Here is a 17192-nt window from a genome sequence, read left to right as displayed (position 1 = left end):
GCAACTCCTCGATTACACCGCACCTGACCATGCTGGAACGAGAATTGAGGTACCCCGCCGAAATTGCGGGTAAACCTGAAGTTACCTGCCAGGTGTCCGGTCTTTTCGCCGGGAGCGCCAGTCCGCGAGCATTCGCGGCATTTCCGCGGCCATGAAGTCGAAGAAGTCGCGCAGATCTGCCATTCGATCGCCGGCTGTTGTTCCTTCACCGAGGACTCGTATGCCCTCGTCCGCAACTGCCGAGACCTGGTAGAGCGAGGACTGTTTCGTGACAAACGCGTCGGCCCACATGTCGACGCTGACGCAGTAGTGCTGACGCCGCGATCCGGGGACGGCCACACGCTCGATCAATCCGACTTGCTGGAGGTATCTGACGGCTCCGGAAATGGCGGCGGGGCTCACTCCCAACCGAGATCCGAGATCTCCTGGCGTGGACGAGGGTGCCTCGCTGGTCATCAACGCGGCCCAGACGCGGGCGGGCATCGGCGGAAAACCCATGTTGCTCAGTACGAGTGAGAGTCGCTCGACATAGTGTCGGCTCTCGTCCGGTGCAACGGTGTGGCTGGTGTCGGTCATCGGAACCCTTCGATCTTTCCGTCTTTTCTATCTTCACACATTTGTGAAATCGGCGTACGGTCAAATTCATGGGTGCGGCAATTTCAGTGAAAAGCCTCGTCAAGACCTTCGGTACCACCCGCGCGCTGGACGGCCTCGACCTCGACGTCTCGACGGGTGAAGTGCACGGATTCCTGGGGCCGAACGGTTCCGGAAAGTCCACCACTATTCGGGTGCTCCTCGGCCTGCTCCGCTCGGACTCCGGAGACGCAACCGTTCTCGGCGGCGATCCGTGGCGAGACGCTGTCACTTTGCATCGACGTCTCGCCTATGTGCCTGGCGACGTGAATCTGTGGCCCAACCTCACCGGCGGTGAGGCTATCGATCTGTTGGCGGGCCTGCGCGGTGGCCTGGACCGAAAACGCCGCAGCGAGTTGCTCGATCGCTTCGAATTGGACCCGACCAAGAAGGCGCGCACGTACTCGAAAGGTAACCGGCAGAAGGTTGCACTCGTGGCCGCGTTCTCGTCTGACGTCGACCTTTACGTCCTCGACGAACCCACATCGGGGCTCGACCCGTTGATGGAGGCGGTATTCCAGGACTGCGTCGAGGAGGTGGCTCACGCCGGAAAGACGGTACTGCTGTCGAGCCATATCCTCGCCGAGGTCGAAGCGCTGTGCGATCGTGTGAGCATCATCCGCGACGGGCGGACGGTGGAAGAGGGAACACTGTCCGAACTCAGGCATCTCACGCGCACGTCCGTCGCGGCGGAGACGCAGCGTCCGATCGGTGGACTCGACGGACTCGGCGGTGTCCACGACGCGGTGATCGACGGTAACCACGTCACCTGCGAAGTCGACAGCGCGCAACTCGGACCACTCATGACGTACTTGGTCGGATTCGGAATCGTGGCGCTCACTTCCACTCCGCCGACTCTCGAAGAACTTTTCTTGCGGCATTACGGTGACGAACGGGCCAGGGAGACTTCGGTACACCTGCGAGCCGAGACCGGAGTACGGCCGTGACCGTTGTTGTCGAGGCCGCTCCACCGGTACCGGCCTCGGCAAGTCAATTAACCGGCACACGCCGACTGGTTCGGCTGGCTTTGCGGCGGGACCGAATTCAGCTCTCCGTGTGGGTTATCTCCATCGTCTTGTTCATGCTGCTGGTTGTCGCCAGTGTGACCGGGCTGTACTCGACACCCGAGGAATTACGAAACATCGCAGTCAGTTCCGCGGTATCGCCGGTCGCGCTGGCGACCAACGGGATCGTGTCCGGTGATTCGCAGGGCGCGATAGTCGCCAGTCAGTCGGTGCTCGTGTTCGCGTTGGTGGCCGCATTGATGAGCACCCTCGCGGTGGTTCGCCATACGCGACAGAACGAGGAGACCGGCCGAGCCGAGATGATCGGTGCAGCGGTGGTAGGTCGACGAGCGCTCCTGACCTCCGCATTGATCGTAACGGTCGGTGCGAACGTCGTTCTTGCACTGGGAATTGCACTGGGATCGATCGCCGTCGGTTTGCCTGTCGTCGGTTCGTTCGCGTTGGGCGCCTCGATAGGTGGGACCGGAATCGCGTTTGCCGGAGTGGCAGCCGTGACGGCGCAGATCACCGACGGTGCTCGTACGGCCAACGGCCTGGCGGGTGCCGCGATCGGCGTTGCCTTCATGCTGCGCGCGATCGGCGACGTGAACAGTACGGTCGTCGACGACGGAACTCGCGTGGTCAGTGGCTGGTTGTCGTGGCTCTCGCCGATCGGATGGGCACAACAGATCAGACCTTTCGACGACGACGCCTGGTGGATCCTGTTGTTGCTGATCGGATTCGCGGCTGTGCACGTGGTGGTGGCTTTTGTTCTCATCGGCCATCGCGATCAGGGAGCGGGACTCGTTCAGCCCCGACCCGGCCCGCCAGTCGCGGCATCGTGGCTACCGTCGGCTTGGGGCCTGGCGTGGCGCATGCAGCGAATGACGATGTTCTGGTGGATCTTTGCCGTTGTCATACTCGGGTTCGCGTACGGCGCTGTGGGCAACGAGATCGACGCGATGGTGGGATCGTCGCAGCAGACCGCGGAGATGTTCGAGAAACTTGGCGGCGGCGGATCGGATCTGGTGGATTCCTACTTGGCCACTGCTCTGGGGCTCACGTCGATAGTCATCGCGGCGTATTCGGTCCAGAGTCTTCTCCGGATGCGGGGCGAGGAAACTTCGGGACGGCTCGAACCGTTGCTGGCAACGTCTTTGTCGCGGTGGAGGTGGATGCTTTCCCACCTGGGTGTGGTTGTGGGCGGCGTGATCCTCGCGCACGTCTTGATGGGTGCCTTCACCGGTTTTGCCTTCGGGCTCGTCACGGACGACATCGGCGGCAACACACTTCGTATGACTGGCGCCGCGTTGGCCTATCTGCCTGCGGTGCTCGTAGTCGTGGGGTTGGTGTCGTTGGCTTTCGGACTGTTTCCGACGTACGCGTCGGCGCTCTCCTGGGGAATCTTGGCGGCATGCATCGTGCTCGGGCAACTCGGCACGTTGCTGAAGCTTCCGCAGGTAGTGCTGGATCTGTCGCCCTACACTCACGTGCCGGGTGCCCCTGCCGAGCCGGTGACAGTTCTGCCACTGCTGGCAATGATCGTTGTGGCAGTGGTGCTTTCGACAGCATCGCTTGTTGCGTTCCGTCGTCGCGACCTCCAGGTGTAGGAGAGCTGAAACTCAACTCAGAATTCGACGAAGCTGGCGAGCCCGAGCAGCAAGTCGTCCGGTCGAGTCGAATAGTTCGGATTCGTCAACACAGAGAGTGTCCGTCGCCCAGGCAGTCCCGTGGCGTAGGCGATACCACGGTGACAGCGTTCGGGGATCTGCCGTGAGGTGCTCCGGGGTGAAATGCGCGGTGAACTCGATGGTCGGTATGGCCACGGGCATCGTCAGTGTCGCGAACAGTCCGGGCGGAAGCGCGTCGAGAAGGACCGCGGCGCGCTCTTGGGCCGTGAAATCGAGGTCTGTGAGCAGGCGGATCCAGACGTCGAATTCAGGGGAGTCGCCACCGGCGAACGGCCTCGCGGAATTGATCGGCCGGATGTCGAGGTGCTGGGCGAACGGCACAAAATCCACCGGGATCTCCAGCGGCGGCAGGGTTGACGGGTCGGCCGGAGCCGGTTCGGCGACAGGGGCGGACATTGTTGTAGCTCCTATGTCGCGGGCCAACCGAACGAGAGCGGATCCCGAACCGGTCAGCGTGACGTGGCAACTGACGGTCCGCCCGCCCCGCATCTCGCCGACAGTCAACTCGGCCGGCCCAGGAGGAACGGGGCGGTCCAGATGCGCCGTGACTGCCAGCGGTTCGGCTCCGGCCGCGTCGGCCGCCACCCGCAGCATCCGTGCAATTGCGAGTCCGCCCTGGATGCCGTCGAAACTCCGCCAACTGGAGTCGAATTCGGTGTGATGACGCGCTGCGTCGGTCGACGGCGCGGCCGCTACTGATGCCTGACTAGTAATTGCCATAGTCAGCACCCTAGATGCTGACTATGGCTATGGCAAGCTAGGGTCTATTCGGGAGTGCTGGACGACCCACCGAAGAGCATGTAGATGAGGATCTGAAGAATGCCGAGAGGATTGATCTCGCCGAGGCTGCTCATGTGTGAGGAACTCCTGATTGCAGGGATGGGTATTGTTGCGTCGCAACGTCACTGAAAGTACGGCAATTCGGACAATGTGGTGCGAAATTTACCGATAATTCACTGTCCGCGAGTCGAGCGGCAGTGCAGGTAGGCGTCAGTGACCACGTCGAGAACGTGATTGCCGTGTGCATCGACCAATTTCGCTGTGATGGTCACCAATCCTCGCGCGCGATTGTCGAACACGACGTTGTCGACGGTGACCTTTCCGCTCAGGGTGTCACCGGGGCGAAGTGGACGGAGGAAGCTCACGTCGCGCATGGTTTTCCCGGCGATCACGTTCCACTGGTCGTAGAGACTGGCGACCACCAACTTCTGGCAGATCGACAGGGTGTGCAGCCCGCTGGCGATCAACCCGCCGAAGACGCCGGACTCGGCGGCTTCCTTGTCGACGTGAAACCACTGGGGATCCCACTGAGTTGCGAACTCGACGATTTCCTCTTCGGTCACCGAATACGAACCCAATGGGATCACTTGGCCGATCTCGAGATCCTCGGCGAACACTGCGCGTTTGTGAAGGGCGGCCGAATCGTTCATGGTTGTGAAAATCTCCTGCGTGTTCCGGGTGTACTCGGAACATACTCTCGCAGTGTGTTCGAGTCGGTCTCCGGTGTCGTCGGGCAATGCAGGGTCACTAGAATCGCCACATGGTCGACGACGCGAAAATCGAGCCGAGGGCGCTGGTAGGAAAGTGGCACTTCGAGCGGGACATCGTCGACCGCCTTTCCGGTTCCACCAAGCATGTATTCGGCGAGACCACTATCTCCGACGCCGGTGACGGTCGGATGCGCTGGTACGAGAGCGGCACGCTGCGTGACGGCGACCTGGAATTACCCGTGTTCCGAACTCTGTTTATTGCCGAGCGCGGCCTCGAGTGGGCCGTGACATTCGAAGACGGCAGAGAGTTCCACGACTGGGCGCCGGGGGAGGAAGTCGAGCACCTGTGCGGTCCGGATACCTACCGCGGGCGAATCGACGTCACTGCCGGAGATCGATCGACCTGGACTGTCGTCTGGACCGTGACGGGGCCGAGCAAGGACTACACGATGACCACGCATCTCACCCGGCCCTGATCACATCGCTCGCCAGTTACTCGACGCCGATCGTCACCTCGGTGGACTTCACGAATACCGTTGCGGCTTGGCCTGGTTCAAGATCGAGATCCAGTGCGGCATCGCGGGTGATCGACGAGGTCACAATCTGATTCCCGCCGTCCAACTTCACCTTGACCGTCGCCATGACGGTGCCGAGGTTGACCTCGGTTATGGTGCCGGTGAGTTGATTTCGTGTGGACAGTCGCATCGCTGAACTCCTGTGCTCTCGGGTGGGTGTTCTTCGACCATAATGCGATGGTCGCGTATCTACCCAGCGATTCCGCAGGTGCGGACATGCGGGCGCCGCCGGTGCGCGAATATTGTCGGGCGGTGGAGGTAGATTCCGGTCATGACTGAACCCGTGAAAGGCCCGGCGTCGTATTTTCCGTCGATCGAGAAGAAGTACGGTCGGCCGATCGGTGAATGGCAAGAGCTGATCAGAAGCTCAGACCTCACGAAGCACATGGAATTGGTCAACTGGTTGAAGTCGGAGCACGGTATGGGTCATGGGCACGCGAATGCGCTTGTCGCCCATACGCTGAAAGAAGGGTAGTTCTTTTCAGGCGGCCGAAGCGTCCAGCGCCAACCAGCCGCCGTGATGCTCGAATACCTCGAACGGCACACGGCTCTGCCGGCCGACCGCACGCAGTGACTCGAGATCGAAAGTGCGGATGTGGCCGTGGCACGCGGTGGCTTCGTCTTCGAAGGGGACGGCAATGACGACCCGTTGACGCGCGATCCGGAGTGCTTGCGCGATCACGGCCTCGCCGACTGCGTCGTCGACGTGTTCGAGGAGATGAATCGCGGTGACGGTGTCGGCGCTGTTGTCCGGTGCCGGTACTTCACCCGCGTCGCAGATCACCGTGTCGATCGTGATGCCGAGTTCGGGGGCAACCGCGTCGAGCAGGATCATCGTTCCGGGCAGGATGTCCGTGGCGGTCACGTCCATTCCGGCGCGCGCGAGCCGCAGGGGCAGGAAACCGAAGCAGGAACCCAGATCGAGCACGGAACCGCGGACCAGCTCTTCGGCTTTGTCGTGAATCGGCGCGAAATCTGCAGTGCCGTCCAGTAGTTCGGCAAGTGAGTTCCGGTAGTAGGTGGTCCAGGATTCGAGAGCGCCGTCCACGGTGGAGCGAACCAGGCCGACCATCGTCAACTCGAATTCGTCCTGACCGAACTCCGCGTCCTGGATCGACGAGGTGACTCCGGCGACGAGTCGCTCACTCAGATCGGCGGGAGTGAGGGAGTGCTTGACGTGGAGGCGACCGCCTCGGCGATCGAGCGAGATCGGACCGGACTCGACGCGTTCGACGGTGACATGCCCGAACGACCACAAGCCCGGCGCCGACGGCGCCAGGGAATCCAGGACGGGTTCGTTCGTGATGGTGGACATGATCGCCTTTCTCAGGTGGTGATGCTTTCTCAGGTGCTGATACCGGTCCGCAGGGACTGCGTACCTGTTTTCAAGAGTTCCGGTAGCTCGAGTGAATCGTCGGTGAGCCACTGCTCGTACGCCGACATCGCGACCCCGAGCAGAAGATAGCCGACCGTGCGTGGGCCGTGATCGGTCGGCTCGAGATTCATTCGGCGTGCGACGTAGTCGGCGACCACCTGCCGCCAACCTTCGTACATCACCACAGAGTATGCCTGAAGCGTCGGAACTTCGAGGATCAATTCCATCCGTTTGCGATGTACCGCAGTCTCTTCCGGTGGGAAGGTGTTGAACGTCAACAATGCGGATTCGAGTGCGTCGACCAACGGAATATCAGCGGGCAGTGAATCCAGGTGCTCGCGCATCTCGTCGAGATGTCCGTCGAAGTCTCCCCAGGGGACGGCGTTCTTGGACGGGAAGTAGCGAAAGAAGGTCCGACGCGCGATGCCGGCGGCGTCGGCTATCTGGTCGACGCTCACCTCGTTGAAGCCGAGTGTCGAGAACAGTTCGATCCCGATCGTGCTGATTCCCTCCTTCGTTGTGGAGGGGCGACGACCTATCCGAGCGGACGGTTTCTTGCGGCTACGCATACTTTTTTCGCTCCATGTGTGTCATTCTGCACTCGATGCCATTACAGTGGTGAACCGAGTCACAGTGAAGTCCCACTAGTGACCACCAACTCCCAGGTTGGAAGTCTGATCTACAGACTTCCAGACGGAGTGCGACCGCAGGAGGAATCCATGTCAGATCGTGACAACAAGGCGCTCGAGAACGACCTCGTCGAGGAATCCCTCGTGGAGGAAGTTTCCATCGACGGCATGTGCGGCGTGTACTGACCGTGTCTGCTTTGGATCTCGATGCGGGGTGGAAACTCCACCCGCAGGTAGCGCTTCGCCCCGAACCTTTCGGGGCGTTGCTCTACCACTTCGGAACACGCAAGCTGTCGTTCCTGAAGAACACGACCATCGTTGCGGTGGTCAAGGCGTTGCCAGACCATCCTGATGTCCGGTCCGCACTACGTGCGCAAGGCATCGAAGATGACGCGGCTCCCCAATATGCCCGCGCGCTGAGCACTCTCGCCGACTCGCACATGATCGTGCCTGTCTGAGCCAGACGCTCGCCCCCACGTGCGGAACAGCCCTTCCGCACGTTCGCCCGCTTCATTTCTTCGCGAGGACACAGCCATGACCTCAGTTCTTGAACAGCCCTCCCCGCCCGCCAAGGTGGGTCGCCTCGTCGATCAGTTCGAACTCGGACTCGACGCCCCCATCTGCCTGACGTGGGAACTCACCTACGCCTGCAACCTGTCCTGCGTGCACTGCCTTTCGTCGTCGGGTCGTCGTGACCCCAACGAGCTGAGCACCGAACAGTGCAAGTCCATCATCGACGAGCTGCAGCGTATGCAGGTTTTCTACGTCAACATCGGTGGCGGCGAGCCGACGGTACGCTCCGACTTCTGGGAGCTCGTCGACTACGCGACCGACCACCAGGTTGGTGTGAAGTTCTCCACCAACGGCGTGAAGATCGACAAGAAGGTCGCGGCGCGCCTCGCAGCCAGTGACTACGTCGACGTGCAGATTTCCATCGACGGTGCCACCGCTGAGGTCAATGACGCTGTGCGCGGGCCTGGTTCGTTCGCGATGGCCGAGCGCGCTCTCGCGAACCTGAAGGAAGCCGGCTTCAAGGACGCCAAGATTTCGGTGGTCGTCACGCGGCACAACGTCAGTCAGCTCGACGAGTTCAAGGCTCTCGCGGACAAGTACGACGCGACCCTGCGCATCACTCGACTGCGTCCTTCGGGCCGCGGCGCCGACGTGTGGGACGACCTGCACCCGCGTCCGGAGCAGCAGCGTGAGCTCTACAACTGGCTGGTCGCCAATGGCGAAGGCGTCCTGACGGGCGACTCGTTCTTCCACCTCTCCGCCTTCGGCGATGCACTGCCCGGTCTCAATCTCTGTGGCGCGGGCCGCGTCGTGTGCCTGATCGACCCGGTCGGTGACGTGTACGCATGCCCCTTCGCGATTCACGAGCAGTTCCTCGCCGGAAACATCGTGAAAGACGGTGGATTCCAGGAAGTCTGGCAGCACTCGGACCTGTTCGAGGAGCTGCGCTCGCCCCAAACCGGTGGCGCCTGCAGCAAGTGCAACCACTACGACTCCTGCCGCGGCGGCTGCATGGCGGCCAAGTTCTTCACCGGACTGCCGATGGACGGACCTGACCCCGAGTGCGTCATCGGTAACGGTGAAATGGCACTGGCGTCGGCGGGCGAGGTCCCGAAGTCCAGTGTCGACCACTCCCGTTCCGGTCAACGTAAGACCCCACGCGCATCGGTGCCACTGACACTGATGATGCGTCCGCCCGCCAAGATTTGTGACGAAAACCCGCTTGCGGGAATGCAGTAACTACTGCGCGATACCGACAGTGCGGCGAAAGCTGCACCCCAGAGAGGTCAGTTCAATGGCTAAGAATGCTTTCTTCGAGACGGTGGCAGAAGCACAGCGCCGCGCGAAGAAGAGGTTGCCCAAGTCCGTGTACGCGGCGTTGGTAGCGGGATCCGAGAAAGGGCTGACGGTCGACGACAACGTCGCGGCATTCAGCGAATTGGGTTTCGCTCCCCACGCTGCCGGGCTGTCGGACAAGCGCGAGATGTCCACCACCATTATGGGCCAAGACATTTCGTTGCCCGTCATGATTTCACCGACCGGTGTGCAGGCAGTGCACCCCGACGGTGAAGTAGCGGTAGCCCGTGCGGCTGCAGCACGGGGAACAGCCATCGGACTGAGTTCTTTTGCCAGCAAGTCCATCGAAGAAGTTGCCGCGGCCAACCCGCAGGTCTTCTTCCAGATGTATTGGGTCGGCAGCCGCGACGTGCTCCTGCAGCGTATGGAGCGCGCTCGCGCTGCCGGTGCCAAGGGCCTGATCATCACCACCGACTGGTCCTTCTCGTACGGACGCGACTGGGGCAGCCCGTCCATCCCCGAAAAGATGGACCTCAAGGCGATGTTCCAGTTCGCACCCGAGGGAATCATGCGCCCGAAGTGGTTGCTCGAGTTCGCCAAGACCGGCAAGATCCCGGACCTGACCACCCCCAACCTCGCGGCTCCCGGCCAGCCTGCACCGACGTTCTTCGGCGCATACGGCGAGTGGATGCAGACTCCGCTTCCGACGTGGGAAGACATCGCCTGGCTTCGTGAGCAGTGGGGTGGACCGTTCATGCTCAAGGGCATCATGCGCATCGACGACGCCAAGCGAGCTGTCGACGCCGGTGTCTCCGCTATCTCGGTCTCCAACCACGGTGGTAACAACCTCGACGGCACCCCGGCGCCGATCCGTGTGCTCCCGGGCATTGCCGAGGCCGTGGGCGATCAGGTGGAAGTTGTTCTCGACGGCGGCATTCGACGCGGCGGCGACGTCGTCAAGGCGCTCGCACTCGGAGCCAAGGCCGTCATGCTCGGGCGCGCCTACCTGTGGGGCCTCTCGGCCAACGGCCAGGCCGGTGTCGAGAACGTGCTCGACCTCATGCGGATGGGCATCGACTCGGGGCTGATGGGCCTCGGCCACTCGTCCATCACCGAACTGAGCCCGGCGGACCTGGTGATACCGGAAGGGTTCACACGCACATTGGGTGCCAGCTGAGATTACGGCTCCGATAGAGCTGTGAGTTGACACTCGACGAACACACGACCCTGGCCGGACGCCTCGTCCGGTCCAGGGTTGTTTTCGGTCCGCACGAGACCAACCTTGCTGTGGGACGCTCGCTTTCCGATCGGCACCGTGCGTACTACCAGCGCCGCGCCGAGGGCGGAACCGGGATCGTCGTCACCGAAGTGGCCTCGGTATCGGAGAACGACTGGCCGTACGAGCGGGCGCCGTTGGCGTCGCAATGTGGCCCGGGGTGGCAGTCGATCGCGGCTGCATGTGCTCCGTACGGAACGCTGGTTCTGGCCGGGCTCGGTCATACCGGCATGCAGGGATCGAGCGCATACTCCCAGTCGGTGCTGTGGGGACCGTCAAGAGTGGCCGACCCGGCGACGCGTGAGTTGCCGATGGCAATGGGGCAGCCGGAAATCGACCAGCTGATAGTCGGCTTCCGTGAGGCGTCGGCGCTGGCCGTCGCTTCGGGAATGGACGGAGTGGAACTCGATGCCGGTCCTCGAAGCATTCTGCGACAATTCCTTTCGGGTCTGACCAACACTCGGCCAGACCGATACGGTAGCGATCGCGTTGCTCTTGTTCGCGAGGTCATCTCGGCAGTGCGCGAGGAAGTCGGGTCGGATCACGTTGTCTCCCTGCGGTTGTCCTGTGACGAGGAAGCTCCATGGGCGGGCCTGACGCCCGATCTTGCCATCGGTATCGCGCGTGAAGTGTCTCCGTTCCTCGATCTCCTTGTCGTCGTTCGTGGCGGACTCTATTCGTCTGACCGGTACCGCCCCGATTTTCACTGCCCGCCGAACTTCAACCTCGATCTGTGCCGTGAGATCAAGGCCGCTCTGTCGATTCCTGTTGTCGTGCAGGGGAGCGTCGTGGACATCGCCGACGCTCACGCGGCGCTGGAAGTAGGTGAGTTCGTCGAGATGACCCGGGCCCAGATCGCAGACCCGGACCTGGTTGTGAAAGCCGCGCGCGGCGATCGTCCCCGGCCGTGTGTGCTCTGCAATCAGACGTGCCTCGTGCGTGATCCTCGCAATCCTGTCGTGACATGCGTCGGGAATCCGAGCGCGGGTTTCGAGACGGTGGACCCCGATGAGCGAGAGCAGATTTCGACACCGGGAGCCGTGCTGGTCGTGGGGGGTGGCCCCGCTGGGATGGAAGCCGCACGGATCTCGGCGGTGGCGGGGCACTCGGTCACACTCGTCGAGAGTTCATCGCAGTTCGGCGGCATGATCCGAACTTTTGCGCGAGGTGACGGCCGTAGCCGGTTCGCACTCCTCGCGCAGTGGCTGGAGGACGAATGCCGTCGTAGCGGCGTGACGATGCGGACCGGGGCGGCGCTCGACGCCCAAGGCCTGGGTGACGCACGCAGCCGGGGCGAGTTTGTTGTCGTTGCCACCGGTAGTGCTGCGAGGCCGCCGACGTATCCGGTCGACGATTCGGTTCGGTGGTTGGATGCGTCGGAAGCCTTCGAGAAGTTGAGCACCGTGGGGCCGGGTCCGGTCGCGCTGATCGATCCCCTCGGTGGACCGATCGCGGTGGCGTTCGCAGAAGCACTCGCGGCCCATGGCATCTCCGTCTCGATTGTGACTCCCGACAGCATCGTCGGTTCGAGGCTCGGCGCGAGTGGGGATCTGGTCGGCGCCAACACGCGCATCCAGCAGGCCGGGATCACCAGGGTGCTCGCGTCACGTGTCACCGAAATCGCACGAGGGGCCGTCTGCGTCGAACACGTCCATACCGGCGAGCGGTCACAGCTCGAGTGCGAAGTGGTGATCGACTGCTCGCCTCGTCTGCCGAACGAAACGCTGAAGGAAGAGGCCGACATTCAGGTGGGCGACTCGGTTGCCCCGAGAACTGTTCTCGAATCCATCCGCGAAGGGCGCTTTGCAGGGTTTACTACTAGAACGAGTTTCAATTCTGCAGAGAGGGCTATCTCATGACACAGGGTTCAGTTCGTTCGCTCGAAGGTCGCGTTGCTTTCATCACCGGCGCAGCGCGCGGTCAAGGACGTGCGCACGCGGTCAAGATGGCGCGCGAGGGAGCAGCGATCATCGCGGTCGACGTATGCGCGTCGGTGGCGTCGGACAATTCCTACGACGCAGCAACTTCCGAGGACTTTGCCGAGACGATACGTCTGGTGGAAGCGGAGGGCGGGAAGATCCTCGCCCGTGAGGTCGATGTCCGTGACGGCGCAGCGCTCACCGCGGTGGTCAAGGACGGCGTCGAACAGTTCGGACGTCTCGACATCGTGGTCGCCAACGCCGGGGTCTGCAACTGGAATCGATTCTGGGAAATGTCGGACGAGCAGTGGGAAACCCTGATCGACATCAACCTGACCGGAGTCTGGAAAACCCTCAAGGCCTCGGTGCCGGCGATCATCGAGGGTGGGCGCGGTGGATCGATCATCGTGGTCAGTTCGGTGGCCGGACTCAAGGCGCTGCCCGGACAGGCGCACTACGCGAGCGCCAAGTTCGGTCTCGTCGGTCTGACGCAGGCCGCGGCAAAGGAACTGGGGGAGTACAAGATCAGGGTCAACTCAATCCATCCTTACGGAGTGAATACGCCGATGGGGGTCGACCAGGGCGCTCTCGAGGTATTTGCAAAGTTTCCGCAGTACCTTCCCAACTTCACTCCGATCCTCTCGGACATCGCTTTCGCCGAACCTGACGAGATCGCCGATACCGTCCTGTGGCTCGCCGGTGACGGTTCCCGCACCGTCACGGCAAGTCATATCGCTCTCGATCAAGGAAACTCCAAGGTCTGATGACGCCGTACCCGCGCCTCTTCGCGCCACTGCGCCTGGGCAACCTGACACTCCGCAATCGGGTCGTGTTCTCCGCACACCTGACCAATTACGCGGAGAACGGGTTGCCGACGGAGCAGCACTCGAGCTACTACGAGGCGCGGGCACGCGGCGGTGCGGGTCTGATCATCACCGAGGAGCACTCGACGCATCCTTCGGATCGACCGTACGAGAAGATGATTGCGGGCTATCGGCCGGAAGCGATCGAGGGATACCGGCGGATCACCGACGCCGTTCATGCGCATGGTTCGTCGATTCTCGCGCAGATCAACCACAATGGGGGTCAGGGCGCTGGAACCTATTCGCGATCGCCGCTGTTGGCGCCGAGCGCCGTTGCGGATCCGTTGTTCCGCGAGGTGCCCAAGGCTGTCGACGACGCGGACATCGCCGAGATTCTCGCAGGGTTCGCCCTTGTTGCGCGCAACTGCGTTGCCGGTGGCTTCGACGGGGTGGAATTGCAGGCGTCGCAGTCGTCCATCGTGCGCGCGTTTCTCGCACCCTCGACCAACCTGCGCACCGATCGCTACGGCGGGGGCGTGGCGAATCGTGCGCGTTTCCTTCTCGAAGTGCTCGGGGTACTGCGTAAGGCCATCGGCCCGGATCGTGTGCTCGGTGTGCGCCTGAGTGGATACGAAGGAACGCGGGGTGGCATCGAACTGTCCGACGCAGTAGCCACCGCTCAACTCATCGAAGCTGACGGTCACGTCGACTACATCAACACCACCGTCGGAATGGCCACGGAAACACTGCATCTGGTGGAAGCATCGATGGCTGTACCCACCGGCTACGCCAACTTCGTCCCGTCTGCTATCAGGGAGGTCGTCGATCTTCCAGTCGTCGGAGTCGGCCGTTTCAAGACGCCGGAGCATGCCGAAGCCGCACTCGAGGACGGTGTATGCGATCTGGTGGGAGTAGTTCGCGGGCAGATCGCCGATCCGGATTTTGTGAACAAGGCGCGTGCTGGTCAATCGGTACAGGTGCGAACCTGCCTGTCCTGCAACCAGGAATGCGTCGGGCGGATGGGTCTGGGACGTTGGTTGGGGTGCACCGAAAATCCGCGCGCCGGTCGGGAATCGGTACCGCTGCCGATGCCGCGGCGACGGGGCCGCACGGTGGTGGTGGTCGGTGGTGGCCCGGCCGGCCTGCAAGCTGCGGCTACAGCGGCCCAGCGAGGTCATGCGGTGACGCTGTTCGAGCGTGAACGAAGACTTGGGGGACAGATTCTTACCGCCTCGGTGGTACCGGCTCGCCGTGAGCTCGCCGACCTCGTCCGGAATCTCGAATCTGAGTGTCGCCGAAGCGGTGTGACGATCGAGTTGGATGCTGGAGCCGATCTCGCGATCGTGGAGGAGCGCGCGCCCGAGGTGGTCGTGATTGCAACCGGAGCGCGGCCTGTGCGACCGGCGTGGGCGGGTGGATCAGAGCGTGTGGTGGGTGTTCGAGACGTTCTCGACGGCAAGATTCTGCCGAGTGGAACGGTGCTCGTCTACGACGAACTGGGATTCCATCAAGGTACGTCGGTGGCGGAGTTCCTCGCTGATCGAGGCTGTGCCGTCACGATCGCGACCAACGGCATGGTGGTCGCGCAGGACCTGAGCATCACCCTGGATTTCGAGGGGTGGAACCGCCGGGCGTTCGAGAAGTCGATCGGTCAACGGACAGATCTGATGGTGACTTCGGTGAGCGCTGGGGCCTCGCCGCTCGTGAGCTTGGTTCACCTTCCGACGGGTGTGACCGAGGAAGTTGCAGTCGACTGGGTGGTCTTCGCGACACAGCAGGAACCTGTCGACGAGTTGTGGAACACCTTGCAGGGAAGCTGTTTCGAGAAATTTCGCATCGGTGACGCCTTGTCTCCGAGGCGTTCGCACGCGGCCGTCATCGAGGGGCATCGGGCCGCGTTGGCAATATAGTCGTCCGTTTTGTCCCTGGTTCTCGAAAGTATGTTTTGAGCATGGACAGTCGGGAAGCGTGGCAACTGGATGGCGTGGGCCTCAAGAGCGAGGTTCTCGATCTGGTGCGCGCCCGGCACGAGTTGCAGTCGCGGATGGTGTTGTTGATCGTGGAGATGTTTTCCCGGGAGGTTCTCGGCGGGAGAGGTTTTCGGGCGATCGCGCAGTGGTTGCATGGTTCGACGAATTTGGAGATCGGTGAGTGCAGTCTGTTGGTCGGGTTGGCGAGGTTGTTGATGCTCGAGCCTGTTGTGGGCGATGCGTTTCACCGTGGTGACGTGGATGCGTTGAAAGCCCGTCAGGTGGCGTCGTTTTGTCAGCATCCACCGAAGAACATGACCCTGGCGGATGTGGACAAGGCTCGCGGGATTCTGTTGGGGTTGGCGTCGCAGAACATTGCCGATTGTGATGCGGTGCGGGCGGCGATCCGGCGGATCGAGAAGCAGTACGGCAAGCGTGAGGACGGCGTTCCGGTGGGTGAGGATTCGGAGCGTAACGAGTTCTACGCCTCGAAAGGCTTGTACGGCAGAGTGACTGTGAAGGGCGACCTGGATGCTGTGAACGGGGCACGGTTGATCACGTTGTTGTCGAGCCTGTCGGCGCCGACGCCGGAGAAGGACGGCGTGAAGGACACGCGTACTCCGGCGCTGCGGCGGGCGGATGGGTTCTGCGAGTTGTTGCGGCGGTACGAGCGGGCGGGGTTGGGTCCGATCGAGGGCGGAGTGAAACCACACATCACGGTCACCGCCAGCGCAAAAGACATGACGGACCTGCAAGCGTTGAAGGACCTCCTGCCGTCCACCGAAGAACTCGGATTTGCGTGGGCGGATTGGGTGGGCCCGATCAGTATCGATACTGCCCGGATGTTGGCGTGCGACTGCACGGTCACGCGGATTTTGTTGGATGAGAACGGGGTTCCGCTCGAGTGCGGTAAGGAAGCGCGAACGGCGACGGTGCCGCAGCGGCGGGCGTTGGCGGTTCGTGATGGTGGGTGTGCGTTTCCGGGGTGCGGGACACCGTCGGGGTGGTGCGATGCCCATCATATTGTTCACTGGAACGATGGTGGCCCAACGGATCTCGACAATCTGATCTTGTTGTCCGGTCATCATCACCGGACGCTGCATCACACGGAGTGGCGGGTGGAGATCGGGCCGGATCGCAAATCGGTGTTCTACCCACCGATGTCCGTTGATCCGTATCAGCAGCCGATCGGTGGGAACAGCCCACCGACAGCGGCGTGAACCGCGACAACTGACGAATACGCCGGGGCACAACAATCCCCCGGTGTATCCGCATGCAGTGTTGCGGTGGGAGGGGCCCGCACCAATACGATCGGGGGATGAGTTCTCCGCGTGACCTTGCTGCCATCCCGAGTCCTGCGCTCGAGGGCACTGCGCTCACCGTCGTGGTCCCGGTCGGTTCTTTCGAACAACACGGACCGCACCTGCCTCTCGATACCGACACTCGGATCGCGAGAGCAGTCGCACAGGCTCTGCCCGACGTCGTCGTGGCCCCGGCCATCGAATACGGGGCGAGCGGCGAACACGAAGGGTTTGCCGGCACGATTTCGATCGGTGCCGAGGCTATGGAAACCGTCGTCGTCGAATACGGAAGGTCGGCGTTCAGATGGACGAAGCGGGTGCTGTTCGTCAACGGCCACGGCGGAAATGGTCCCGCATTGGCCAAAGCGGTGGCACTTCTGCGGTATGAGGGGCGTGATGCTGCTTGGGCGCCGTGCGCTGTTCCGGGTGCCGACGCGCATGCCGGACACACTGAAACGAGCCTATTGCTGCACCTTTCGCCCGATTTGGTGCACATGAGCCTTGCTGAGACAGGAAATTTGTCTCCTATCGCGGACCTGATGCCAGGAATGCGTTCGGGCGGTATGGTCGCTGTGTCGCAAAACGGCGTTCTCGGCAATCCAGTCGGGGCTACCGCCGAAGACGGCGCATACATCTTCGGTGAGTTGGTAGGACGCGTGACGGATGGACTGGCCCGGTGGGAGCCTGGTCCAGATGGGAGGCTTCGGTGACGACCAC

General features: G+C 62.4%; 19 protein-coding genes. 13 read left to right on the top strand and 6 right to left on the bottom strand.

Annotation, left to right across the window (positions count from 1 at the left end; all coding sequences use genetic code 11):
- Nucleotides 1-81: 81 nt before the first annotated feature.
- Nucleotides 82-576: a GbsR/MarR family transcriptional regulator gene (locus RhoBH5_RS25550; RefSeq protein ID WP_047268922.1), complete on the bottom strand. Its 495-nt coding sequence runs from the start codon at nucleotides 574-576 to the stop codon at nucleotides 82-84.
- A 68-nt stretch (nucleotides 577-644) separates the two neighbouring features.
- Between RhoBH5_RS25550 and RhoBH5_RS25545 the strand changes: the two genes are divergently transcribed.
- Together RhoBH5_RS25545 and RhoBH5_RS25540 are read left to right on the top strand one after the other, a co-directional pair.
- On the top strand, nucleotides 645-1580 hold the full coding sequence (locus RhoBH5_RS25545) for an ABC transporter ATP-binding protein (protein ID WP_003942009.1): 936 nt from the start codon (nucleotides 645-647) through the stop codon (nucleotides 1578-1580).
- Nucleotides 1577-3247 (top strand): ABC transporter permease, encoded by a 1671-nt coding sequence (locus RhoBH5_RS25540; protein WP_270008942.1) that lies wholly within the window; start codon nucleotides 1577-1579, stop codon nucleotides 3245-3247. The genes RhoBH5_RS25545 and RhoBH5_RS25540 overlap by 4 nt, the downstream gene beginning before the upstream one ends.
- Nucleotides 3248-3259: 12 nt before the next feature.
- Here the strand turns inward: RhoBH5_RS25540 and RhoBH5_RS25535 are convergent, their stop codons facing one another.
- Together RhoBH5_RS25535 and RhoBH5_RS25530 are read right to left on the bottom strand one after the other, a co-directional pair.
- On the bottom strand, nucleotides 3260-4048 hold the full coding sequence (locus RhoBH5_RS25535; protein ID WP_161120429.1) for a thioesterase family protein: 789 nt from the start codon (nucleotides 4046-4048) through the stop codon (nucleotides 3260-3262).
- Nucleotides 4049-4281: 233 nt separating this feature from the next.
- Nucleotides 4282-4758 carry a MaoC/PaaZ C-terminal domain-containing protein gene (locus tag RhoBH5_RS25530; protein WP_270008941.1) on the bottom strand — a complete coding sequence of 159 codons (477 nt, stop codon included), beginning with the start codon at nucleotides 4756-4758 and terminating at the stop codon, nucleotides 4282-4284.
- Nucleotides 4759-4868: 110 nt separating this feature from the next.
- Here RhoBH5_RS25530 and RhoBH5_RS25525 point away from each other — a divergent pair, with 110 nt between their 5' ends.
- Entirely contained in the window at nucleotides 4869-5294 is a 426-nt protein-coding gene (locus tag RhoBH5_RS25525; protein ID WP_083058958.1) for a DUF6314 family protein, read from the top strand.
- A 16-nt stretch (nucleotides 5295-5310) separates the two neighbouring features.
- On the opposite strand, the gene RhoBH5_RS25520 is transcribed toward RhoBH5_RS25525, so the two are convergent.
- Complete coding sequence (locus tag RhoBH5_RS25520) at nucleotides 5311-5523, bottom strand: TOBE domain-containing protein (RefSeq protein WP_003942061.1); 213 nt, start codon at nucleotides 5521-5523, stop codon at nucleotides 5311-5313.
- A 141-nt stretch (nucleotides 5524-5664) separates the two neighbouring features.
- Between RhoBH5_RS25520 and RhoBH5_RS25515 the strand changes: the two genes are divergently transcribed.
- Nucleotides 5665-5868: a DUF4287 domain-containing protein gene (locus tag RhoBH5_RS25515; protein ID WP_007728313.1), complete on the top strand. Its 204-nt coding sequence runs from the start codon at nucleotides 5665-5667 to the stop codon at nucleotides 5866-5868.
- A 6-nt stretch (nucleotides 5869-5874) separates the two neighbouring features.
- Here the strand turns inward: RhoBH5_RS25515 and mftM are convergent, their stop codons facing one another.
- Together mftM and mftR are read right to left on the bottom strand one after the other, a co-directional pair.
- Nucleotides 5875-6708 (bottom strand): mycofactocin oligosaccharide methyltransferase MftM, encoded by an 834-nt coding sequence (mftM, locus tag RhoBH5_RS25510; protein ID WP_270008940.1) that lies wholly within the window; start codon nucleotides 6706-6708, stop codon nucleotides 5875-5877.
- 29 nt (nucleotides 6709-6737) lie between these two features.
- Nucleotides 6738-7337: a mycofactocin system transcriptional regulator gene (gene mftR / locus RhoBH5_RS25505; RefSeq protein WP_065352151.1), complete on the bottom strand. Its 600-nt coding sequence runs from the start codon at nucleotides 7335-7337 to the stop codon at nucleotides 6738-6740.
- A gap of 150 nt (nucleotides 7338-7487) precedes the next feature.
- Between mftR and mftA the strand changes: the two genes are divergently transcribed.
- The 9 genes from mftA (at nucleotide 7488) to mftE (ending at nucleotide 17185) form a co-directional block, all read left to right on the top strand.
- A complete protein-coding gene (gene mftA, locus RhoBH5_RS25500; protein ID WP_063836238.1) occupies nucleotides 7488-7583 on the top strand; it encodes a mycofactocin precursor MftA in 96 nt (31 codons plus the stop codon).
- A complete protein-coding gene (gene mftB, locus RhoBH5_RS25495; RefSeq protein ID WP_007728309.1) occupies nucleotides 7568-7855 on the top strand; it encodes a mycofactocin biosynthesis chaperone MftB in 288 nt (95 codons plus the stop codon). Before mftA ends, mftB begins: the two co-directional genes overlap by 16 nt.
- Before the next feature lie 76 nt (nucleotides 7856-7931).
- Nucleotides 7932-9149, top strand: a complete 1218-nt coding sequence (gene mftC / locus RhoBH5_RS25490) for a mycofactocin radical SAM maturase (protein WP_003942089.1) — start codon at nucleotides 7932-7934, stop codon at nucleotides 9147-9149.
- A 55-nt stretch (nucleotides 9150-9204) separates the two neighbouring features.
- Nucleotides 9205-10383 carry a pre-mycofactocin synthase MftD gene (gene mftD, locus RhoBH5_RS25485; protein WP_003942047.1) on the top strand — a complete coding sequence of 393 codons (1179 nt, stop codon included), beginning with the start codon at nucleotides 9205-9207 and terminating at the stop codon, nucleotides 10381-10383.
- A gap of 26 nt (nucleotides 10384-10409) precedes the next feature.
- Nucleotides 10410-12341, top strand: coding sequence for a mycofactocin system FadH/OYE family oxidoreductase 1 (locus RhoBH5_RS25480; RefSeq protein WP_270008939.1), 1932 nt, complete (start codon nucleotides 10410-10412; stop codon nucleotides 12339-12341).
- A complete protein-coding gene (locus RhoBH5_RS25475) occupies nucleotides 12338-13165 on the top strand; it encodes a mycofactocin-coupled SDR family oxidoreductase (RefSeq protein WP_003941966.1) in 828 nt (275 codons plus the stop codon). The genes RhoBH5_RS25480 and RhoBH5_RS25475 overlap by 4 nt, the downstream gene beginning before the upstream one ends.
- Entirely contained in the window at nucleotides 13165-15114 is a 1950-nt protein-coding gene (locus RhoBH5_RS25470) for a mycofactocin system FadH/OYE family oxidoreductase 2 (RefSeq protein ID WP_270008938.1), read from the top strand. Before RhoBH5_RS25475 ends, RhoBH5_RS25470 begins: the two co-directional genes overlap by 1 nt.
- A gap of 41 nt (nucleotides 15115-15155) precedes the next feature.
- Complete coding sequence (locus RhoBH5_RS25465; protein WP_270008937.1) at nucleotides 15156-16394, top strand: HNH endonuclease signature motif containing protein; 1239 nt, start codon at nucleotides 15156-15158, stop codon at nucleotides 16392-16394.
- Nucleotides 16395-16492: 98 nt separating this feature from the next.
- The gene (gene mftE, locus RhoBH5_RS25460; protein ID WP_054186896.1) at nucleotides 16493-17185 is read left to right on the top strand and encodes a mycofactocin biosynthesis peptidyl-dipeptidase MftE; all 693 of its coding nucleotides are present in this window, start codon (nucleotides 16493-16495) and stop codon (nucleotides 17183-17185) included.
- The last annotated feature ends 7 nt before the right edge of the window (nucleotides 17186-17192 follow it).

Source organism: Rhodococcus sp. BH5, from assembly GCF_027583855.1.
GTDB classification, from domain to species: domain Bacteria; phylum Actinomycetota; class Actinomycetes; order Mycobacteriales; family Mycobacteriaceae; genus Rhodococcus_F; species Rhodococcus_F qingshengii.
This window is presented reverse-complemented; position numbering and strand designations above follow the sequence as displayed.